The sequence below is a fragment of the Prevotella lacticifex genome (assembly GCF_019973375.1).
Lineage (GTDB): Bacteria > Bacteroidota > Bacteroidia > Bacteroidales > Bacteroidaceae > Prevotella > Prevotella lacticifex.
The window spans coordinates 36,328-59,373 of record NZ_BPTV01000004.1 but is presented as its reverse complement, the minus strand read 5'-3'; the positions used below and the strand labels follow the sequence as shown (position 1 = coordinate 59,373).

Below are 23,046 nucleotides of genomic sequence, written 5' to 3'. Positions count from 1 at the left end.
ATGCGCCTTTGGAATCTGTTTCAATCCACGCGCCCACGTGGGGCGCGACGCCACGGACGGAGCGTAAGTATGTAAGGAAGATTAGTTTCAATCCACGCGCCCACGTGGGGCGCGACTCTTCAGCAACGTTCTTGATTTCTTCTCGAGTCTGTTTCAATCCACGCGCCCACGTGGGGCGCGACCAAGCCGAAAAAGGTTTACAGCATAATCAGGTAAAGTTTCAATCCACGCGCCCACGTGGGGCGCGACAGGGGGGTAGAACGATAACCAGAGTGAGATTGAGTTTCAATCCACGCGCCCACGTGGGGCGCGACCCGAGTCGCTGATAGAGCGGGTTAAAATAGTCGGTTTCAATCCACGCGCCCACGTGGGGCGCGACATAAGTACCAACACTTGGCTGACCGATAGAATTGAGTTTCAATCCACGCGCCCACGTGGGGCGCGACTAGCGATGAACGATAGTCGTTCATCTGAACTATGTTTCAATCCACGCGCCCACGTGGGGCGCGACTGTAAAATTGGTAAAGTCGACATTGCGGAATGAGTTTCAATCCACGCGCCCACGTGGGGCGCGACTCGCAACGACCAGCAATCATAGACAAAGTCACGGTTTCAATCCACGCGCCCACGTGGGGCGCGACACTCGCTCAATAGAATCTATCTTAAAGACTGAGGTTTCAATCCACGCGCCCACGTGGGGCGCGACGGAGGATGTACGGTTGCGAGATGATTGTTTGCAAGTTTCAATCCACGCGCCCACGTGGGGCGCGACTCTGCAGACCTGCGAATATAGAATTAGCAACTGTAGTTTCAATCCACGCGCCCACGTGGGGCGCGACTTATAATCAATCTGTTTCATAACGTTAAATTAAGGGTTTCAATCCACGCGCCCACGTGGGGCGCGACGAGCTGCGTCGACATTGATATGATAGGTATCACGGTTTCAATCCACGCGCCCACGTGGGGCGCGACATCCAACGGTATCGTCAACGAAATTACCAACGTGTTTCAATCCACGCGCCCACGTGGGGCGCGACAATTAGTGTTAACCCAAGTTTGACGCTCTAATGTTTTTTTTCAGAATTTTTTCCAGTGTTTATAGGGGTTTGCGTGGTCAAACTGCTCAAAATCGCAATGTAGAACACAGCAATGTCGTAGGGATTGCTTATCTTTGCGGCATGAATTTTACGTCCCAAATACGTTACAACCCACAGACGTGTAAAGACGAGAAGTATTACCGTCTGAAGGAGTCCTATCGCGATGCCAGCGGTAGGGTATGTACTTTGATATTGCTCAATGTCGGGTTTATACATGACCTATCCCCAGAGCAGATAAGAGATGTTGCGCGTGGACTGACGTATCTGTACAATCACCAGAAGGATGTCCAACTTTGGGATGAGAAACTGCAAGGTTACTCGGAAGTGGTTCGTGACAGAGTGCATGCGTACTGGGCCAGACTTGTCGAGGAGGAAAAACTTGATATTGTGGGCAACGCCTACGAGAGAAGCAAGTCCAAGGCCAGGAAACGGATAGATGTTGACACTATGAGGCATACAGACGCAAGGGAAGTCGGCTGCGAATGGCTATGCCTGCAAACGATTCGTAAACTTGGTCTGGATACATTTCTCCGTTCTTTGGGATGGTCTGAGGACAAGGTGAAGGTCACTTTGGCCCATCTTATTACGAGGGCGGCCTATACTCCGTCCGAATTAAAGTCAATATCCATTATAAAAGAGAACTCTGCAGTGTGCGAACTCCTTGACCTTCCTATGGCCAAAATAACTCCAAGGAGGATATATCGAGTTGCCGATGACCTTTATTCCATAAAGGATAAGCTTGAGAAGTATCTTTGCCACAAGACCGATGACCTCTTCAAACCGACCAACCGCATTATGCTCTTCGATCTCACCAACTTTTATTTTGAGGGACGCAAGACCGGCAGCAAGAAGGCTGCCTTTGGCCGTTCAAAGGAGAAACGCAGCGACTGCAAGCTGCTTGTCCTCGCGCTATGCATCAATACTGACGGCTTCATACGTTACAGTGCGGTACTGGAAGGCAATACCGCCGATCCAAAGTCACTTCCCAACATGGTGGACGAGCTTATTGCTGAGAATCCGGCCAAATGTCCCGATAACGAGGGAGTGCTTGTAGTCATTGACGCAGGTATCTCAACTGAAGATAACCTCAAGACTATAAGGGACAAAGGATACAACTATCTTTGTGTATCCCGCAAAGCTCTTACCGAATACACCACCCCCGAGAATGCTCCCAAAGTCACAGTTTGCGATTGCTTGAAGCGCGAGATAACGCTTCAACGCGTAACAACGGCCAAGAATGACGACTGTTACCTCAAAATAGACTCTCCTGCAAAAGCGTTGAAGGAAGAATCCATGAACCGCAAATTCCGTGAGCGTTTTGAGGAAGGGTTGAAAAAAATCAGAAAGAGTACCCAATCAAAACACGGGATAAAAAACTACGGCAAGGTACAAAACAGGATCGGTGCCCTGCAAGGAAAATATCCCTCTATAAGCCGATATTACAATATAAAAGTTGAGGATGACGGACACGACAAAGTCGCTTCTATGACATGGGAGGTCAACATCCCGGACAAGGTGGAATACGGAACATACTTCCTCAGAACCAATGTGAAGAAATTAGATGAGGAAACGACCTGGAACTACTATAATCTTATACGTGAAATAGAATGCTCCAACCGGCAGCTCAAAACCGACCTCAGCCTCAGGCCCATATACCACCAGACTGACAATAGGGCAGACGCACACCTTTTCTTAGGGCTGCTGGCTTACTGGATAGTAAACACCGTGCGCCATCAGATGAAGGTTGCCCGGCGAAAGCAAGGCAAGGATGAGCATGGGCGGGAGCGTTCGACACCGTACTGGTCGGAGATCATGCGGATCATGAAGACTCAAAAAGCAGTTACTACCACAGCAGTAAATGCGCTTGGAGAGGCTGTCGAGACCAGACTGTGCAGTGTGCCTACAGATAGTGCAGCTGAAATCTACGAGTTGTTGAAAATCAGTAAAGTGCCATTTAAAAAAATAAAAATCTGTAGAACACAGTAGGACTTTTTAAAAACACTAAATTGCTGATACAGAACAACTAAGCAAAATACGATGTCAAAGTTGGGTTAAGTTCATACATATAGAGGGGCTGTTTCAATCCACGCGCCCACGTGGGGCGCGACTGTACGAGCCAAAGGAAACACACAGGAAGGTCGAGGTTTCAATCCACGCGCCCACGTGGGGCGCGACTGCCAAACCTAAAGGTGGGTGCGTTCCGTGATTTGTTTCAATCCACGCGCCCACGTGGGGCGCGACGTCTCCGCTCGGGGGTAGAGAATCTTAGTTGACGCAGTTTCAATCCACGCGCCCACGTGAGGCGCGACGCCACTTGTGACCAATTAGAAGATTCAGTACAGTTTCAATCCACGCGCCCACGTGGGGCGCGACACAACCTCGGTATCGTAACTATGGTCTTGACCTTTTGTTTCAATCCACGCGCCCACGTGGGGCGCGACTCTTTCCAAAAAATTAAGTCAAGTTCCTATGGCGGTTTCAATCCACGCGCCCACGTGGGGCGCGACAGAAGTGAACCGTCGTAATTAACGGAGAAACAAGTTTCAATCCACGCGCCCACGTGGGGCGCGACCCCCTCTCGTTATGTCTGCTGCATGTCTGACATGTTTCAATCCACGCGCCCACGTGGGGCGCGACGTCCTTGTCCTTGCCTGTGTAGCGTTCCTTTATGTTTCAATCCACGCGCCCACGTGGGGCGCGACGCCATCTCTCCATCCTCGGTCGCAACTCTTTCAGGTTTCAATCCACGCGCCCACGTGGGGCGCGACGATACGATGCAGTCTTATATAGACGCAGAGGAAAAGTTTCAATCCACGCGCCCACGTGGGGCGCGACACAGTGCACAGCCCAGTGACACGCCCATTCAAAGTTTCAATCCACGCGCCCACGTGGGGCGCGACGGTATCAAGGTTACTTACTACGCATACTAAAGGGTTTCAATCCACGCGCCCACGTGGGGCGCGACTTCGCTGAAAGAGAACTGGAGACGTGAGTTTAAGTTTCAATCCACGCGCCCACGTGGGGCGCGACTCAGCATGTCGGCGCATAATCTTTAGATAATTGTTTCAATCCACGCGCCCACGTGGGGCGCGACCTGCGGAGGTGCTAACAAATCAAGCCATATTAAGGTTTCAATCCACGCGCCCACGTGGGGCGCGACCGACTACACGCACAAGCGTAGACAGCTCTAAGTTGTTTCAATCCACGCGCCCACGTGGGGCGCGACGTCATTAGTTGTAATCATAATTATACGTATTAATGTTTCAATCCACGCGCCCACGTGGGGCGCGACCGCAGTCTTTCTTCGTTAAACTACGTTCCTTTGTGTTTCAATCCACGCGCCCACGTGGGGCGCGACGCCATCTCTCCATCCTCGGTCGCAACTCTTTCAGGTTTCAATCCACGCGCCCACGTGGGGCGCGACTTAGAAGGCAGTTGCTCTATCCAGTTGAGCTACTGTTTCAATCCACGCGCCCACGTGGGGCGCGACATTCGTAGAGTTCGATAGCCTCCAGCCGGATGCGGTTTCAATCCACGCGCCCACGTGGGGCGCGACGTTGGGGTGTTGGCTACGGCTATCCCAATTATCCGGTTTCAATCCACGCGCCCACGTGGGGCGCGACTGTGAAGAAGCAGGAAATAGCCGAGGCCCAGGAAGTTTCAATCCACGCGCCCACGTGGGGCGCGACCTGATTGTTGCCAGGCAGAGGACAGAGCACACAGGTTTCAATCCACGCGCCCACGTGGGGCGCGACTCCATTATGGAGAGTATCAAGACCAGCAAGGAGTGTTTCAATCCACGCGCCCACGTGGGGCGCGACATGTGATTCTCGATGGCCTCTGCAGCTCTGTCAGTTTCAATCCACGCGCCCACGTGGGGCGCGACCACAGTGCACAGCCCAGTGACACGCCCATTCAAAGTTTCAATCCACGCGCCCACGTGGGGCGCGACCTGGGCGGCGGGACGTATGGAGCCGCTGATAGAGGTTTCAATCCACGCGCCCACGTGGGGCGCGACACTTTATGGCTGAGAACAATCTTAAATTCGAATTGTTTCAATCCACGCGCCCACGTGGGGCGCGACTATAATTTAAGTATATACCAAAACTATTTAGCAAAGTTTCAATCCACGCGCCCACGTGGGGCGCGACTTAGTGGCTGAGGACGCAAGCGCAGCGCAGCGTAGTTTCAATCCACGCGCCCACGTGGGGCGCGACTTTGGGGGGTCTATGTGACAAAATAGGTGTGGACTGTTTCAATCCACGCGCCCACGTGGGGCGCGACGGACAAGTCGGCAACGGTCTTTTCTGTTCCCTTGTTTCAATCCACGCGCCCACGTGGGGCGCGACATGCGCTCAACAAATTGCATCGACAGCACGTAGTGTTTCAATCCACGCGCCCACGTGGGGCGCGACATTATACTCACTTAATCGACAATATCCGTTATCCTGTTTCAATCCACGCGCCCACGTGGGGCGCGACATCTACGCACGCAATGCCTGCTTCGAACTGGCTAAGTTTCAATCCACGCGCCCACGTGGGGCGCGACCGTGGCCAGTGCTTGTAATATGTCCTGCTTCGCTGTTTCAATCCACGCGCCCACGTGGGGCGCGACTGTGAAACGTATTAATAATCTCTTTGACAGCGTGTTTCAATCCACGCGCCCACGTGGGGCGCGACGTGAAGCCAGTGGACTGGCAGAGGTGGAAATGTTGTTTCAATCCACGCGCCCACGTGGGGCGCGACCATTCGTGCCTATTAGATTACTCACTTCACTGTTGGTTTCAATCCACGCGCCCACGTGGGGCGCGACGGACCACCGGGATAATGCCTTCTTGACGCAGGAGGTTTCAATCCACGCGCCCACGTGGGGCGCGACACCACGCCCATAAGCCCGATAAAACGGACGGGGAGTTTCAATCCACGCGCCCACGTGGGGCGCGACTTTGAAAGTATGAACGGTAGGCAACCAGTGATTAGTTTCAATCCACGCGCCCACGTGGGGCGCGACTAGACACAGAGTCAGGACTATCACAGCTACATAGGTTTCAATCCACGCGCCCACGTGGGGCGCGACACCACTTTCAACGGACTTACATAAGCCACGGTGAAGTTTCAATCCACGCGCCCACGTGGGGCGCGACTGGGCTGCATCGACATTAACGTGATACGTATCATGTTTCAATCCACGCGCCCACGTGGGGCGCGACAGGTCATCACGAACACCAGTAGCAGGGTTCTTCGGTTTCAATCCACGCGCCCACGTGGGGCGCGACACAATGACGTACAAAGGTTCGGGTCGTCAAAAAGGTTTCAATCCACGCGCCCACGTGGGGCGCGACCGTAGCTACTAACATATGATGCAACGGCAGCAGTTTCAATCCACGCGCCCACGTGGGGCGCGACGCACCGACAAGTGCGTTACCTCCGAGATCATCAAGTTTCAATCCACGCGCCCACGTGGGGCGCGACGGGCTGCGTCGACATTAATATGATAGGTGTCCCGGTTTCAATCCACGCGCCCACGTGGGGCGCGACAGGTGCGGACGTGCCGAGGTCATCAAGAGAATACGTTTCAATCCACGCGCCCACGTGGGGCGCGACGTCCAAGTCGCTGATATAACGGATTGAAATAGTCGGTTTCAATCCACGCGCCCACGTGGGGCGCGACATTGATATGAACCAACAGAGGGCTGACCGATAGTTTCAATCCACGCGCCCACGTGGGGCGCGACAAAAGAGGCGGGATGTTGTTTTTTGACATAAATGTTTCAATCCACGCGCCCACGTGGGGCGCGACCCGATTGAAACGTGGCGAAAAGGTATTCATGACAGTTTCAATCCACGCGCCCACGTGGGGCGCGACCGCTTATTAGACAATTGCCTAATAATCAGAGGCAAAGTTACTATATTTTGCGAACATGGCGAAAAGCATAGCTATTTAAATGCATATTGTCCTTTCAAAAAGCTTAACTGCCTGTGTATTAGTCTCTGCGAAAATTCCTGCTTTTAGTGCAACGGTTAGGGTTCGCATAAACGAAATCATTCTGAGAGTAAGTATGGGTGAAGTGCATTATAATATTAAGACGTCAGTCACATCGACTGACGTGTCCTTGCCGATTCTTTCTACATGTCTTTTCCAATTGTTACCTAATTTATAGAAACAAATGCTGTCATCCGATTGACTTATTATTTCAGACAGCTTATCCTTTAGCAGTACAAATTGAGCTTCAGTCAGGACGCATTCGAATACAGAATTTTGAACGCGCTTTCCGTAGTTAAGACATGTTTTAGCAACCTGTCTGAGTCGGTTTTGTCCTAAAGGCGATGTGATATTCACATCATAAGTAACCAGTACGAACATATTATTTAATCAAGAAAACAGGATAATCGTTAATGTCATTTCTTAGGTAACGTGCCAGTAACATGGCTTGAGCGTATGGCAAGAGTCCTAACTCTATTTTGTCTCCGAGGAAAGGGTGGGTAATCAGATCTCTTTTTCTACTTTGCCATGCTTTAATAAAGTTTCTTCGACAGTTGTCTGTCATGATGATACCTTCTTCCCCTTGAGCCTTGAAATCATTCTTTGACACCTGCCGTCGGTTTATTAAGGACAAGACGAAACGGTCTCCGAGATAAGCTCTGAGTTCTTCCATCATGTCCAAGGCCAATGAGGGTCGGCCTGGCCGCAGGGTATGAAAAAATCCTACATAAGGATCAAGGCCTACGGTATCCAATGCTGCTACGACGTCATTGCATATGAGTGTGTAGGCAAAAGACAGCATTGCATTTACAGCGTCCTTGGGTGGACGACGGTTTCTTCCGTGAAAAGGGAAATCTGAATTTTGCTGGACGATCAAAGACGGGAAAATACCGAAATAGGTACTTGCAGCTTCTCCTTCTACGCCACGCAATGATGCGTCATTATCCGATTGTAGGGCAAGGCGTTTGTATTCGTTAAGTTTTTTTATTGCTGTTTGTAATTCGTCTGTCATGCCATAATCTCTGGTAAACCGGGACACGATGCTTTGGTAATTGCGTATCTTCCCACTGATAAAGAGTTTGTTCAGATTGTGGCTTATGCTTTCGTCCTCTGATGCCTTGTATTGCGCTTTCCTTAATAGTACATTCCCATGAACAGGACCATCGCAGCGACTTATAAACCTGCCGTTAGGGGATAAGAAGGTTAGAGAGACTCCGTGGTCACAACAAAGTTTCATGGCTCCTGGACTTGCCCCCATATAACTGAACATTACAATTTGCTCTATATTAATAACAGGGATGCGGAAAGTCTCTTGTTGTTTTACGGAGATGACAATATCTTCGCCATCCTTAGTGAGATAGGACTGTGGTGTCATCACATACAGGGTGTTAAGCATCTTCCTCATAGAGATTTCGTTTTAAGTAAGTCTTGGCATCTTTTAGGGAAATATCTGGCAGGCAAATGTCTTTCAAAGAGCATGACCTGCAATGATTTGTGGGTTCAGCCGGTGGTAATGTCCTCTTTTGCATCATTTCATGCATGGCCTGAGAGATGGTCACGACAAGTTGGCGGAGGTCCTCGTTGATGACAATTTCCTCGCGTTGCTCTGTTTCCCAATAAAAAAGAGCAGCACTATCCAGACTGATATCGTACATTTCCTCAAGACACATTACCTGTGCCGCGAGTTGAACTTCGTCACATGGATTCTTCTTATGACGCCCATGCTTGTATTCAACGGGATATGGTATCCAACGTCCTGGGTATCTGTCGTTTGTGATACTGTTGTCAGTGTCGGCAGCATGCAATTCTATAGCGTCAGAATAACCGTAGAGCCCCAGCCGTTTTGAGGCCAATGCTACACGACGAAGGGTTATAGTGTCTCCATTTTTCTCCCGATAAAAAGGATTGTCAACACGCTTATGCAACAACGAGCCCTCAACCGTCAGACGGTTGTCGTCCCATAGCTGTTCCATGTGAATCAAGCCCCACTGCCGGGGACAGAACATGTAATGTTGTATCCCCGACAGCATGAGCATATCTTCGTCGTCGTACAGAGTCATAATCAGAGATTAGATTTCCTCGATCAGTTCTACGCCCTTAGGCATTTTCTCTTTATCGATGGTGACCTCATAGTCGGAAAAACTACGCGGCACGTTTTTCTCGTCGCGTTTCTTTACATGGACGAGATCGAAGAGTTGGTTGGCTGGGGCTGCACCTAAGAGGCTGTTATGCTTGAACACAATCAGCCTCCGTGCGCTCATTAGGCCTCTTGCCGCCGAACGATCTACGTCGAACATGTTTTTCAATGCCTCGAAGAAGAGCTGGAGGTCCTCCTCTGAAAAGCCCGTCTGTTTAGCCAGATTGGCCGAGACGAAACCATGACAGACATAGAGACCATAGGGAACAGTAGACTTGCGGCCCTGAATGCCTACCTGCGAGTCATATGATTTCGTTTCATCGCGTGCGGCACATACTGTCAGCGCATGCTCTTCTGAAACTATAGGGTCAACAGACCGGGCAAAGGTCATCTGTATAGGTCCTCTTACTTGTCCTGCATTAGGGCCAGTGGAAAGAACTGCCCCAAATGTTCTGACATCGTAGAAACGCTTGCACATAGCATCACGCCCGCTGGCAACCTTGTCGGTGGGAGCTTTGTCCTTTATCTTAAGGTCTATGCCAAGGTCTTCTGCATACATCTTACGTATTTCTCTATTGATAAAGACCTCCTCACCGGAAATTTCTTTTGATCTGACCAGTATGCCATATCCCGGCTGTCCTTCTTTTGCTACTTGGATATAGTTGCGCACTTTGCGCTTCAAGCACACGTCGGTAACCAGTCCCATACCAGTCTCGGCATCCACACGAGGAAGGTTGCCGGCATCAGGGTCACCATTGGGATTACCATCCTGCACATCAAAGATGTACACGAAATCAATTCTGTTTTTTAGCTCTGACATATTTTTCTATAGTTTAAAGTTGATCTGTTTCTTTATTAGCCTTTTCGTTCTTCTGATGGTAATAGCCAAGGAAGAACCGTCCCTGGTCACCCAACTCAAGAGTATCAGGGAAATCTTGTATCATTGCCATAATCTCTTTCTTCTGATTGTCAAAGAAGATGGCAAGACCTTTTTTGTCTTTTGCCAATTTGCTGTAGTGGCTATTCGACAGCTTGAGAATGGTTGGGAACACAGCAGAAGGTGTAGAAGATGCAGCGTTCATATAGCTTGCACGGATGGTGTCTTGCCCGTTTGCCGCAAACTGAAGCCCCTCCAGGACAGCAAACAGACGGCCACAGAGGTAGCCGGGGTTGAGGTTTTGTTTGTCTAACATAATGGTTATCTTTTTTTGGTTATTATCATTGAGTCGATTTAAATAAGCTTTCATAATGGCGGCTCGTGTGATGCGTATGTCGCCGCTTTCTGCCCTGATGCGTCGGATGCAAGAGCTGAAGAGGGTATAGGGGTAGGGAATACCCAAGAAAATGCTCTTCGCAACCGCCTCAGGCAAATTGGGAGTAACATTCGAGCCGGACAACGTCACGGCTGACAGCATATTGCGCAGCCCCATGTAGGGCTTTGGTTCTTTGCGGTTGTCCACTATCTCCATGTCAGAGAAGTGCCGTTCTATATTCGTGGCGAACTCATTCAACGAAGTCTCTGACCAATAAACCACAGCGATACGTGCTACATTGGGAGCGAGACCAAGGATATAGAAACGATCGTCCAAGTTTGTCTTTAACGAGCCTGACGAAATGGCCTTGAACACTTTTCGCACTTCTTCAATTTTTGCATTAGGGTCATCATCTCTTTCGTCGGTGAACCCCAATAAATCAAAAAGGCCATCCTCCATTTTCCGAGAAGCTTCATCGTCGGATGAGGCCCAGAATACGAAGGTGCGATTTCCTAACTTGAATTTGTTGTGAGAACCTTTTGCCAGCATACGGTTAAGTGCTGTGGTGAAAGCAGCCTCAGCATCTTTGGACATGGGAGCATTCAGACATTGCGATTTTCCATAAGAGTCGTAACCTTTATTAGTTTGAAAAGCCACGAGCCTACTACCTGACGGATTCCCCCCGGCTATAGCAGTTGGTGTCGTTGTTGCAACAGGGTCACATTCCTCACCCGTTATCAAACAAACTGATTGCTTATGCTTCTTTCCTTGGTTGGATGACTCGGCGAGGCTACGGAGGCATGGATTCTCTGCCACAATTTTTGTATGACCCTCTATCAAAAATGAGACGTTCACAGTAGATCTCTTTTCCACGTTAGGCCAGAGAGAGTCTTCCCTTACGGCATCCAGTCCTCCTTTATCATAAAAGTCACAGACTGCCCTCAGCTCTTTTTCTTCGGGGAAAAGATTTGCTACTTCCTTGATTTTTTCAATCAGTGCAACGTTCTTGGCATGCGTCTTGGCTATCTCTTCTTCTAACTTCTTCTTAGCAGCCTCATCAGCTTCCTCTTGTACGTCTGCTTGTTCCTTACAATAGTCGAAGACATATTCCACGTTATCCCAGAAAAGATAGGGCTTGGGGGTCTTCCCAGAACGGACACCTTTCATCACCAGGAACTTTTGTCCGTTCTTATCGTCGCCTCGCTGCTCTAAACGCTTGAAATTGCCCTTCTCGTCAATAACGACAAGAAAAGAAATTTCCTTGTATTCCATGCCTGTGGGAGCCAAGTCGCCACACCTATTATAATAATCGTAAAGTGCTTTCAGTATCATCGCAGAATCTCCTCACTATTAAAAGGTGGAACAATAATGACCCCATTATTCATTTGAGGACGGTAGAACATGGCCTGAATGTCTTTCGGGTTGGAATAGTCCATGTCGTAAAGCATAATGCCCAGATCCTTGGTCTCCGAGATTGCTGGGGTGAGAGGGGCTTTCTCAGTGTCGACCATTCTCCAAGAAGCTGCAAACTCGCGTGTGCCTAAATAAGGCTGTGTGAAACACTGCCCCTGACTGGCTCGCCGCTCAAACATCTTATAGTATTTCATAGGGTTCTCATCGTCGCCTGGCTGATGTTTGGCAAACGCTCCTTTTGGGCGGTCTTTCACAGGAATGAACACTAATTTTGCCCAAATACGATAACGTACGTCACGCAGGGCCAAAGTGTTCTTCTGCTGGCGATTGACGAGTTTACCTTTATTATCCTTAATTCCGCAACTAATTGCGTAATTCTTTATTAATATTTTTTATAAGTCTCTGAGGAACAATAAGTTCCCCAGAGTTTTGCCATTTGCAGAATTTTCACTAACTTTATGGTGTCAAAACAAAAATAGTTCAATTCTAAATGACATGGCAAAAGTAGCAATAAAATATGATAACATAGTCCCCTACGGCGGAATTTTTTATGCTATGAACGAATTTAAACGCGCAGGACTGGACAAACTGGTAGACGGGCGGCTTAATCTCCGCTGTGCGAACTATGGCTATCAGTACAGCGATATCATGCTTGCGCTATTCTGCATATATCTCTGTGGCGGTGACCACATAGAGGATATTACAACCATATTGAACAAGTATCTGAGCACTGCCCCAGATGCGAGGATACCAAGTTCTGACACCATCGCCCGTGGGCTGAAGGAGCTGAGTGCCATGAGTATAGCCTATACGAGTAAAGCTGGCAACGTATATGCGCATGATCCTGCCATGAAACTAAATTCCTTGATGCTTGACATGGCATTGCTGCTTGGCCTTATGAAAAAGGGTCAGGGCATTGATGTCGACTTTGACAACGAGTTCATCCCCGCTGAGAAAAGCGACGCGCTGTATTCCTATAAAAAACAGCGCGGCTACTTCCCGGGCGTGATGACATCCGGTCCGCTGATAATCGGCATTGAAAACAGGCAGGGCAACTCGAATGTCAAGTTTGAGCAAGTGGAAGAGCTGACACGCATGCTGGACAATATCGAGGCTCACGGACTTTATGTGCGCATGTTCCGTGCCGATTGCGGCTCGTTCATCAAGGAACTTGTTGAGGAGCTCTTTCTTCGGACAGAGACGTTTTACCTCCGTGCCAGCAGCTGTGCTGACCGCAGGCAGATGTATGAACAGTGCAAGGATTGGCGTCACACGTCGGTAAATGGCCAGGATATGGACGTCGCATCATTTGAATTCACCGAATTCCTTTCCGACTGGCATTTACGGCTTGTAGTGCAGCGCACCAAGATGGACGCAGAACAGGGAGAGCGGTTCCTGCCCGGCATGGAATATATGTACCGCGCCATACTGACCAGCGACCATAACAGCACTGAAGAACAAGTCATTGACAAGTACAATCAGCGAGGCGCCTGCGAGAAAAATTTCGACGTTCAGAATAACGACTTCGGTTGGGCTCATCTCCCGTTCTCAACCATGGAGGACAACACGGTGTTCCTTCTCTTTACCGCCATGCTGAAGAATTTCTATCAGTACTTGTTGTCAAAGGTCAGCGCAATCTTTCCCGGTATAGACATGAAAAGTCGCCTTAAGCGCTTTGTCTTTGCCTTCATTGTTGTTCCGGCTAAATGGGTCCGTGTCGCCAGGCAATGGACTCTGAATATCTACACTAAGAACAGATGGTTGCACTACTGGACCATTTTCAACGCCAGCTACGGATGAGCCAAACGTTTTGGAGGTTAACAATGTAATATCCCTAATGGGGGTAAGGGGGCTTTGTACGCTCATATCAGTTAGGATATGGCAAAAAGCCAGTTTGAACAAGAGAAATTGCATTCTGGGCGGTTTTGACCGCAATGGCCTGAGACTATTAGTAGGGTTGCGGAATTGAGGATTATCTACCTCGTCTATATAGATAGGTCTTTTATTCGTCGCACTTGCCACCTTCCCTATCTCGTTTCTTCTGATTGACGTCCACTTGATGGGATTGAGCACTTCTATCTTTGTCACTTGCCACCGCATGGCGTATCGCTTGAACAATATCGCCTCGAAAATGGCTCGTGCCGCGGAAGGTGTGATGATGTCGTAGCTCACACGCTCTACCTTGAACTCTGGACGGGTGAAGCAAGCCATGTCACCCCACACCTCCAAACAATATTCCTTGTCCGTATATTCCATTTGTATTATTTTTTGTCCTATATCAAAAGCAGTTTGTCCTCCCATTGATTTTCAATGAGCAGTCCTAACTCTTTGTCGTATTGAGCCTGCTGGTCTACCACGAAAATGCCTTCTATTAGCTCCTTGACGGCTCCAGTCTGGCATAATGCCTTAAAATCAGACTCGTAGACATTGACAGTATATTTTGACAGTTTTTTCATCAGTGTGTAAGAAGGCCCCTTTTCCTTTAGTTGCTCTACTAGGCTAAGACTGTTCTCCCAAACCACAATAAGCGGAATGCTGCCATCCTCTATCAGTCGAAATTTTTCGGCCGCTGTTTCAAACATCTTGTCTTTATAATTGTATAAATAGTCTTTTATTTTTTTCTTATCGAACGATTCCTCCCTACTATATCGTTGTCTGAAATAGCTTGTCATTGTTTCCGGTGCGAACCAGTCGCTATCCTGCTTCAGGGCGAGGCGTGCATTGTTCGCATTGGAGATGTCGCCCGGCGGCAGCTTGTGTTCTTTGGCAAGACTGAACACATGAGTCACGCAGAGCTTTCGCTTCCCCTCACGGTTGCATCTTCCTGCGGCTTGCAGCACGGAGTCCAGCCCAGCTTCCTGACGATAAACTACCGGAAAATCGATGTCCACGCCTGCCTCAACAAGTTGTGTGGCTACAACCCTTATTACTTTGTAAGAATCATCGGCTAAAGCTTCGGTAATTTGTTTGATGGTTTCGCTTACATGCTCGGGGCACATCATGCGTGAAAGGTGTAATGTCAGCCCCTCTTTTGGCAGCCGTTTGTATACCTCCTTGGCATCATGGCGGGTGTTGACAATGCAGAGCACGCGGTCGTGCTGAGAAATTGCATTAGCTATTTCATCGTAACTCCTTGGCTGGTTATCAATATCTAATTTTACCCTTCGCAACTTTTCATGCAACTTGGCTGAGGCTGGTATAAGTTCTGTTACAGAGTCAAGTCCATGAAAGTTGGCTAAAGGGTTACAGCCCTCTATCAGTCCGCTCAGTACGGGTTGGCTTGCTGTGGTAAACAGGAAAGACACACCAAACGAACGGTGGTAAGCGCTGATAGCATCTACAATGGGTTGCAGATAGCTGGTTGGTAACGTCTGCACCTCATCGAGGATAACAACGCTATTCGCAATATTGTGCAACTTGCGACATGCCGACGGCTTGTTGCTGAACATCGATTCGAAGAGCTGCACGTTGGTGGTGACGATGACGGGGAAGTCCCAATTCTCTGCGGCTAACTGGTAGGTCTCCTTCAATTTTTCGTCTTTCAGCTCATCATAATCGAACTCGGAATGATGCTCCAACACGTTTTGCTCGCCAAGAATTTTCTTTAAGGTGTTAGCCGTCTGCGTGATAATGCTGGTATATGGAATGGCGATGATGATGCGCTTCTGTCCGTTGTGTATGGCATGGCGGAGCGCCCAAAGCAAAGACGACAAGGTCTTGCCGCCACCAGTAGGTACTGTCATTGAGAAGATGCCGCGCGGCAGGTCGCTCTTCTCGCGACAAACCTGTTGTACGTAGTTTCTTACGCGATTCACCTCACTCTCGTTGTCCTTGGACTTAAACTCGGCCAATTTGGTTTCGAGTCGCTCTAAAAGAATAGGTAAGCTGTCGCCCTGTCCACGCAACTTAGATTGATCCGAATTCATAAACGCCTCTGTGTCAAGACGGTCAGCATCTACCAAGCAACTGAACAGCATCCTCACATAATGATGTAAATCTTCTTTACGTAATTGTATATGAGGCGAAGACGGGCTTATCGGCAGAGGATCAATCTTTATCTCTTGAGGGAGCGTCCTGTTATTTATTTCGTATTTGAGGGTGCCATCATCATACAATCCCCGATGATGGCCCATGATGATGTTGGCAAGCTCCAGATTATGCAATGGCTTCTGGGCTGCTATCAGCCCACCCACAAAGGAATGCTCATGCTCACCAACAGACTGTCCGTTGGTGGGAAGACCGTTCTCCTTACGGATATAGTTTTGGAAACTGTCCCGTTCCTTTCCCTTGTCGTGCAACCAACCTGCCAAATATGCAAGGCTACCGCTACCAAAGGCTTCGGCAAAACTCCTTGCCAAGTCTGCAACATGGTCTCTATGCTCCTCGGTGGTTTGGATAATAGGTTCCGGTTCTAATTTAATATGTGCAATCATGTTATGTCTTTTCAGTATGGCAGACGCCAAAAGTTAGTATTTATTCTATATCAGTAGCCAATTTCCTTGACTTTTATAGGTCTGTGTACTATCAATAAGCAAAGTTAATAAATTTCATGATAATCTCCAATAAAAACATAATATTTTTTAGAACTATTTTGATGCACCGGAATATCTCCTGTCGATTATGTAGCCATTTTCCAATGAGGGAGAAGAACATAACATTGCACCATTTATTGAGCATGTGAAAAGATTCTTGGATAATGCTTGTCGGATTTCGACATGCAATCCGCATATTGGACGTAGATACTGAAGCGTATTGAGGGATTGTCCAATGTGTAGGCGTGTCATCAAGCGGCAAAAGAAGGTTTGGGATAGGTGCGCGCCAAGGCTCTATACCCCTTTCTATCCCCCAAACTATCCCCCTTTCTACCCTGCTAAAATTTGGATTCGGGGAAAATATTTTGTAACTTTGCAACGAAATAACAATAGATCTTATCCAACATCTTGATTGAGGGGCTTTATGTCTCCGTTTAGCCTTCGTTGAACGAAGAACGGTTAAATAGACAATCATAAATTAAGACCAAAACCAATAAAAACCCTTTGTTTCAGCGCCAAGGGCTTTGAGTGCTTTGAGAGGCAGGGCCTCTCACCGCCCCCAAACCCCAAATGGCAGATCCTCCTCCGTCGGATCTTGGTGCTGACACAAAGGAAAACCATCAAAACAGACTAACACGACAGAGATTCGGTCGGTCGTAAGACCGAATCTCTGCTTTACTGGCCTGCAATTGGTTAGAGAGGTCCATAGCTCAAGGAAAATAGTCATAGGCCGACTTTTGCTCCCAGTGGGGCTATGGTGTGGAAGTGATGGGGTATCCTTTGCGAGCAAGCTCGCAGTCTGCCCCATCACTTCCGCACCACCCCTAACGGGGTTAAAGTCTGTCTATGACGAAAATTGCATCGGCATAAAATTGCGCTTACGCGCATAAAATAAATTGTGCCAAGGTGAAAAAATATTTTGGCTATTAGCATACATCTATTATATCGCAAAGAAATGACTCAGGGAAAGGGAATGCCACTCTATGCTGTGCGCCACGTGCAATGTCGTTGTGGGGGAGGACGGACAGAATAAAAACAGGAGGCAAGCGCATGCGATTGGAGCTTACCTCCTGCTTGATAGAACTTGACAGGACTACGGGGGGTGTAGGCGCTGTCAAGAGGGTGGGGGAATGATTGGTCCGAACGATACGGCATTATCCGATGCTGCGACGGGATGGACGGGTGGCGGTATCGTCGTGACAGTCAGGGACCGGTTACTCTTGTTCTGTGTTGATTATCAGGGATTAATACCCCTTATTCTGGCTGTACAGTCCCGGTACGATACTCATCTGATTAGATGGGATGGGGTAGAGGTAGCGGCCGTCGGCCACCGACGATACATCGGTACCGTCGGGATTGCTGTAGCTGTTGAACTTGTTGATAATGTCCTGCTGCCAGGTGCCATAGCGCACCTCGTCGAACCAGCGTACGCCCTCGCCGAAGAGCTCTAACTGACGTTCGAGACGGATGTACTTCGTGGCCTCGTCCTTGCTGATTCCGCTTGTGGGACGGAGGTCGACACCGGCACGGCTGCGTATCTCGTTAACCTGGTTCATTGCTCCGGCGATGTCGCCCTCGTCGCAGAGGATCTCGGCGTAGAGGAGCATCATATCCTCGATGCGGATGACGGGATAGTTGACGGGCCAGTCGTAGTAGTCGACCATGCTGTTCTCGATGGTTCCGTCGATGCCGAACTCCTTGCACTTGCGTTTCGAGGCCATATACTTATAGTTGATGGCGTTGACCTGCTGCGATGTGGTCACACCGTCGACGGTAACGTCCTCGAACTGCTGCGAGTAGGTCGGGAACGACGCGCTCTCCTTGTCGTAGCCGTGGATGTAGGAGTAGTTCTCGCCGCGGAGGTCCTTCGATCCGTTGCTCTGTGTGCGCTCAAACTGGTACATCAGTGCCTTGTTGGGGTAGATATGGTTGCCGAAGATGCGGATGCTCGTGAACGACGGCGGCAGCTCCGGGCTCATGTCGAAGATGGCGGGGTTGCCGGATCCTCCCGTCCGGTACTGTATGGCGAATACGGAGTACTTGTTGGCGTTGCTCGGCAGCCACTGTGATCGCCATGCGTCGATGGTCGGTGCCCAGTATTGCGACTTCTTGGCGAGCAGTTGCTCAAGGTATGTCTTTGCCTTGCTCTCGGCCTCGGTGTCGTTGAACGGGAATCCGGCCAACTGCATGTACACACGTGCGAGCATTCCCTGAGCCGCACTCTTGTCGGCACGTCCCGTGACGGTGGCGCCTAATCCGTCGACCATCTTGCCTTTCTCGGGCAGGTTGTCGAGGGCAAACTCGAGGTCGGGGATTGCCGTTCCGGTGATGACGGTGCGTGCGTCGGTCTGTTTCACGTTGTTGGCCTCCTTCGACGACATCGGCTCGAGGATCAGCGGCACGTTGCCGTAGAGGCGCGCCAGCTCGAAGTAAGCCCATCCGCGCAGGAAGTGGGCCTCGCCGAGGAACTGGTTCTTGATGGCTTCGTTGGCGAAGTCGCATTTCTCAATCTTCTGCAGTGCCATATTGGCATCGTAGATGAGCTTGTACCATGCGTTCCATGTCTGCTCGAAGGTCACCTCGGAGGCGTTGGCGCGGAAGGTGCCTATCTCCGAGTACGATCGCTCGCCGTCGGGACGTGGCTCCACCCACATATTGTCGGAACGGACCTCCGACATCATAAGGTACTCATAGTCACTGATATAGCGCAGGTCTGCATACACACCTAATACGCCCTGGTTGCACTGCGAGGGTGTGGAGTAGAAGCCGTCGGGCGACATCTGGTCGCGTGGAGGGGTGTTCAGATAGTCATCGCTGCATGAGGCCAGTCCCAACATTGCCGCAGCACCTATTAATATTATATTTCTAAGTTTCATGATTTGTCTTGCTTGTATTAGAAAGTAATGTTAACACCTAAGTTGTATGACTTTGCCGTGGGGTATCCGCCGTAGTCGATGCCGAGGGCTGTGGTGCCACCGGGAACGCCGCTGCGTGCCGTGTTGGCCGCCTCGGGGGAGTAGCCCTCATAGTAGTGGTCGTAGCGCAGGAGGTTCTCGAGCGATACGAAGACGCGGAGGGTCTTGACGAAGTTGCTCTTCAGAGGTACGGTATAGCCGAGGGTGAGGTTCTTCAGGCTCACGTAGTCGGAACTGTAGAGCCATCGTGAGTCGCAGGTGCCGCCCGTTGTGGTGCTGAGGATGTAAGGTGTCTTTCCGTCGCCGACCTCATCCTCGCTCCACCAAGCGTTTGTCCAGCAGTCCATTACGTTGCTCTTGGCACCCATCGACGGACGGTCGATGGCACGTCCTAAGGCACCGTAGATGCGGCCTCCGAACTGTCCGGTGATGAGCACGGAGGCGTCGAAGCCCTTCCATTCGAAGGTGTTGGTGAGTCCGAAGGTGACCTTTGGTGTTGGCTGTCCGAGGAAGACGCGGTCCTTGCTGTAGGAGTAGTCGCCGTCGTGGTTTACGTCCTCATATTTGATGTCGCCCGGTTTGATGGTTGTCTTGCCGTTGAAGGTGAGCTTGCTCACGCCGCATTCCTGTGCGTAAGCATCGATTTCGGCCTGATTTTTCCATACACCGATGGCGTGGAGCATGTAGAAGGCATTGGCAGGATGGCCCACCATGAGTACGTTAGAGGTGTTTCCGTTGTCGCCGACACCGTTCCATCCCGAATAGATTGGTGTGTCGTCGGTGCCGAGGCTGATGACCTTATTTTTGTTGTACGAGATATTGAACGACGTGTTCCACTTGAACTTGCCGGTGAGGTTATGCGATGTGAGCTCCATCTCCAGTCCCCAGTTTCTTATCTCTCCGAGGTTGTCCCATGCCGTTGTGAATCCCGATGCTCCCACGACAGGCACCTGATAGAGCAAGTCCTTGGTGGTCTTGGTGTACCAGTCGAGCGACATCTGCAGCCGGTTTTTCAGGAAGGCGAAGTCCATTGCTACGTCGGTGGAGTAGGTTTTCTCCCAGCTCAGGTCCTTGTTGGCAATGGTGTTGGCGTAGTATCCGGCATAACCGCCGTAGAGGGCGTTCGTCAGGGTGCTGTAGGCGGCGGTGCTCGATATCTGGTTATTACCCGTCACACCGAAGCTGGCGCGCAGTTTGAAGGTGTCCCACCATGGTGCCATGGTGCTGTTCTTCCAGAATTTCTCCTTCGATATCATCCATCCTCCGCTGAGTGCCGGGAATGTTCCCCACTTGTGGTCGGCTCCGAAGACTGATCCACCGTCGACACGCAGCGATGCCGAAACCATGTACCGGTCGTCGTAGTCGTAGGACGCGCGGCCGAAGAACGATGTCAGTCGGCTCGGTGTGAGCTCGGTGACGAGGTTTGTCTTCACTGTCAGCTTGTTGCCGTCGAACGACTTCGTGATGGCATCGTTAGGGAAGTTGTTCTGGAAGTATTGGTCGGTCGACGACCCGATATTGGCCTGCTCGGTCGATGCTCCGGCCATAAGGCTTACGCCGTGCTTGCCGAAGGTCTTGTCGTAGTTGGCCAGGGCCTGTAGCAACGTTGTCCACTGTCGCTGAGTGTAGTGGCGTCCGCTGGAGTTCTTTCCTTCGCCCTGAGCCTATTTTGATGTTGCTGCCGAGAAGCTGTAGCCGCTGCGGTCGGTGTCGTAGTATGTTGTGGCTCCGGAGAGTTCGAGTTTCAGACCGTCCATCGGGGTGATGCGCACGAATGCGTTGCCCTCCATCCTGACGTCGCGCTTGCGGTCGAGGTTGGTCTCCATGATCTTCAGTGAGCTGGCGTTGCTCACGGCCCAGAAGTAGACGTCGTGGCCGCCGGAGTTGGTGTAGTAACCGGCATCGGGCTCAGCCACCGGGGTGTTGGCGAGGATATGGTGGATTTCGGAATCCTTACCGTTGGCCTTGCCCTGGTTGTTGGATACGATGTATGTAGGCGCAAGGTTCAGTCCCACAGTGATATACTTGTTTATCTTGCTCTCGACTTTCGAACGGAAAGTGATGCGCTGGTAATCGGTGCCGATGATGAGTCCGTCCTGCTTCATATATCCGCCCGAGACGAGGTAGCTGAGGTTGTCGGTGCCGCCCTGTACGCTCACGTCGTAGTTCTGGATGGCCGCGCTGCGGAACATCTTGTCCTGCCAGTCGAGGAGTGCCAACTGTCCGGCATCGGCATTATAGGTGTGAGAGGCCTGCATCTCGGGGCTGAGATACTGGAACCATCTGTCGTCGTTGACGTAGAGTCCTGCATTGGCCGTACCGGCCTTGATGCCCACATTGGCCAGACGTGTCGACGAATCGTCCTTGATGCTCGCCCCCGTTATGCCGTGTTCCTTACAGTATTTCAGATAGTTAGCGTCATTCCAGCGGGTCTTGAATTCCATCCATTCTCTTGCTGTCATAATGTCGAGTTTCTTCTCCGGGCGCTGGAAGCCCACAGTGGCGTTGAAGGTGACGGTAGGTTTGCCGTTCTTGCCGCGTTTGGTGGTTACGATGACCACTCCGTTGGATCCTCGCGAACCGTAGATGGCTGCCGAGGCGGCGTCCTTGAGGACCTCCATGCTCTGAATGTCGGAGGGGTTCAGAGCACTGATGGATGTCATCGGCACACCGTCGACGACATACAGCGGGTCGGAGCTGGCGTTGACCGACGCCGCTCCACGGACTCGAATCTGCAGGTCGGTGCCCGGCTCACCCGATGTGGCACGTGTCTGCACACCGGCTAACTGACCTTGCAGGGCCTGCTCGGCACGTGCCAACGGACGGTCCTTGATGGCCTCACCGCTCATCTTCGATACCGCTGATGTGAGGTCGCTCTTCTTCACTGATCCATAGCCGATTACGACGACATCGTTGAGCATCTGGTTGTCTTCCTGGAGGGTGACCGTCACGGGGGCGCTGCCCTTGAGTGTGAGGGTCTGCGAGGTGTAGCCGACGTAGGAGATGGTGATGTCGGAACCGTCCTTCACATTGCTGATGGTGAAGTGGCCGTCGAGGTCGGTGACGGCGCCGCTCTTAGTACCTTTTACTTGCACACTGGCGCCAATAAGCGGTTCGCCGCTTGCATCCACAACAGTTCCTGTGACAGTGTTCTGGGCGTAGGCTCCCAACGAGCCGGCCGTCAACATGCCAAGAACCATCAGCCGTTGAATAGACTTCCGGCATCTCGATTCTGTTTTCACTTTCTTGTGATTCATGTTCTTGTAATAAATAGGTTTTATGAATGGTTATATTGGTTAAAGTATCCGATAGAATCTTGTCGCAACAGCAATTGTCACATTTAGGTTTTCTTGTCAGATAGGTTTAAATCTTTGGCTCGCTGCAAAATTATTTAAAAAGAATAACATAAAATAATTTTTCGACTTCAATTCTTGAAAATCGCTTTTGAATTATGATTTATGTTTAATTTCTTTGTGGTGATTGTTAACGAATATTTCTATAGTGGTGAAATATTCTTGTATTGTTAAGGTTAGTTTACATTTAATGTTCAATACCTCTAATAAATTGTCAAGTATGTGCCACAAGATTAGATCGTAAGACGGTGGGGTAGTGAAAATGCCATTCGAGAGATTACCGTTCGTCGCTGTCGGTTTTGATTGTTCGCTGGTGTTGATGAATAAGACACCGAGAGAGGAATTTCGTTTTTCCGGTACGGG

Annotated in this window: 10 protein-coding genes, 2 pseudogenes and 2 CRISPR repeat arrays (1 of these 14 only partly in view); of the genes and pseudogenes, 2 read left to right on the top strand and 10 right to left on the bottom strand. The window is 50.2% G+C overall.

Annotated elements, in window-relative coordinates; translation table 11 throughout:
- Window positions 1–1,037: a CRISPR direct-repeat array (repeat unit 32 nt; unit sequence GTTTCAATCCACGCGCCCACGTGGGGCGCGAC) (it extends 770 nt beyond the left edge of the window).
- A 141-nt stretch (window positions 1,038–1,178) separates the two neighbouring features.
- Entirely contained in the window at window positions 1,179–3,083 is a 1,905-nt protein-coding gene (locus LDN30_RS15615) for an IS1634 family transposase (RefSeq protein ID WP_223925324.1), read from the top strand.
- A gap of 90 nt (window positions 3,084–3,173) precedes the next feature.
- Window positions 3,174–6,963: a CRISPR direct-repeat array (repeat unit 32 nt; unit sequence GTTTCAATCCACGCGCCCACGTGGGGCGCGAC).
- Window positions 6,964–7,170: 207 nt separating this feature from the next.
- On the opposite strand, the gene cas2 is transcribed toward LDN30_RS15615, so the two are convergent.
- Genes cas2 through cas5c (LDN30_RS15585) form a run of 6 tightly spaced genes read right to left on the bottom strand, consistent with a single transcriptional unit; the run spans window position 7,171 to window position 12,266 of the window.
- Window positions 7,171–7,461: a CRISPR-associated endonuclease Cas2 gene (gene cas2, locus LDN30_RS15610; RefSeq protein WP_223927153.1), complete on the bottom strand. Its 291-nt coding sequence runs from the start codon at window positions 7,459–7,461 to the stop codon at window positions 7,171–7,173.
- A 1-nt stretch (window position 7,462) separates the two neighbouring features.
- Entirely contained in the window at window positions 7,463–8,485 is a 1,023-nt protein-coding gene (cas1c, locus tag LDN30_RS15605; protein WP_223927152.1) for a type I-C CRISPR-associated endonuclease Cas1c, read from the bottom strand.
- Window positions 8,469–9,134, bottom strand: a complete 666-nt coding sequence (cas4, locus tag LDN30_RS15600) for a CRISPR-associated protein Cas4 (protein WP_223928303.1) — start codon at window positions 9,132–9,134, stop codon at window positions 8,469–8,471. Before cas4 ends, cas1c begins: the two co-directional genes overlap by 17 nt.
- 15 nt (window positions 9,135–9,149) lie before the next feature.
- Complete coding sequence (gene cas7c / locus LDN30_RS15595) at window positions 9,150–10,037, bottom strand: type I-C CRISPR-associated protein Cas7/Csd2 (protein WP_223930233.1); 888 nt, start codon at window positions 10,035–10,037, stop codon at window positions 9,150–9,152.
- A 13-nt stretch (window positions 10,038–10,050) separates the two neighbouring features.
- Window positions 10,051–11,802, bottom strand: coding sequence for a type I-C CRISPR-associated protein Cas8c/Csd1 (gene cas8c / locus LDN30_RS15590; protein ID WP_223930232.1), 1,752 nt, complete (start codon window positions 11,800–11,802; stop codon window positions 10,051–10,053).
- Complete coding sequence (gene cas5c / locus LDN30_RS15585; RefSeq protein WP_262901952.1) at window positions 11,799–12,266, bottom strand: type I-C CRISPR-associated protein Cas5c; 468 nt, start codon at window positions 12,264–12,266, stop codon at window positions 11,799–11,801. The genes cas8c and cas5c (LDN30_RS15585) overlap by 4 nt, the downstream gene beginning before the upstream one ends.
- Before the next feature lie 112 nt (window positions 12,267–12,378).
- Between cas5c (LDN30_RS15585) and LDN30_RS15580 the strand changes: the two genes are divergently transcribed.
- Window positions 12,379–13,683, top strand: a complete 1,305-nt coding sequence (locus LDN30_RS15580) for an IS1380 family transposase (protein ID WP_223928390.1) — start codon at window positions 12,379–12,381, stop codon at window positions 13,681–13,683.
- 180 nt (window positions 13,684–13,863) lie between these two features.
- On the opposite strand, the pseudogene cas5c (LDN30_RS15575) reads toward LDN30_RS15580, so the two are convergent.
- The 4 genes and pseudogenes from cas5c (LDN30_RS15575) to LDN30_RS15560 all read right to left on the bottom strand — a co-directional run.
- A pseudogene (cas5c, locus tag LDN30_RS15575) lies at window positions 13,864–14,139 on the bottom strand (type I-C CRISPR-associated protein Cas5c); the annotation flags it as partial.
- A 17-nt stretch (window positions 14,140–14,156) separates the two neighbouring features.
- Window positions 14,157–16,316 carry a CRISPR-associated helicase Cas3' gene (gene cas3, locus LDN30_RS15570; protein ID WP_223930231.1) on the bottom strand — a complete coding sequence of 720 codons (2,160 nt, stop codon included), beginning with the start codon at window positions 16,314–16,316 and terminating at the stop codon, window positions 14,157–14,159.
- Between the two features lie 1,343 nt (window positions 16,317–17,659).
- On the bottom strand, window positions 17,660–19,291 hold the full coding sequence (locus tag LDN30_RS15565; RefSeq protein ID WP_223930230.1) for a RagB/SusD family nutrient uptake outer membrane protein: 1,632 nt from the start codon (window positions 19,289–19,291) through the stop codon (window positions 17,660–17,662).
- A gap of 17 nt (window positions 19,292–19,308) precedes the next feature.
- Window positions 19,309–22,530, bottom strand: a pseudogene (locus LDN30_RS15560) (SusC/RagA family TonB-linked outer membrane protein).
- Window positions 22,531–23,046: the final 516 nt, after the last annotated feature.

Excerpts from the sequence above, each read along its gene's own strand:
- LDN30_RS15565 (WP_223930230.1), bottom strand. The coding sequence starts at position 19,291 with ATGAAACTTAGAAATATAATATTAATAGGTGCTGCGGCAATGTTGGGA.
- LDN30_RS15580 (WP_223928390.1), top strand. The coding sequence starts at position 12,379 with ATGGCAAAAGTAGCAATAAAATATGATAACATAGTCCCCTACGGCGGA.
- cas1c (WP_223927152.1), bottom strand. The coding sequence starts at position 8,485 with ATGAGGAAGATGCTTAACACCCTGTATGTGATGACACCACAGTCCTAT.
- cas8c (WP_223930232.1), bottom strand. The coding sequence starts at position 11,802 with ATGATACTGAAAGCACTTTACGATTATTATAATAGGTGTGGCGACTTG.
- cas2 (WP_223927153.1), bottom strand. The coding sequence starts at position 7,461 with ATGTTCGTACTGGTTACTTATGATGTGAATATCACATCGCCTTTAGGA.
- cas7c (WP_223930233.1), bottom strand. The coding sequence starts at position 10,037 with ATGTCAGAGCTAAAAAACAGAATTGATTTCGTGTACATCTTTGATGTG.
- cas3 (WP_223930231.1), bottom strand. The coding sequence starts at position 16,316 with ATGATTGCACATATTAAATTAGAACCGGAACCTATTATCCAAACCACC.
- LDN30_RS15615 (WP_223925324.1), top strand. The coding sequence starts at position 1,179 with ATGAATTTTACGTCCCAAATACGTTACAACCCACAGACGTGTAAAGAC.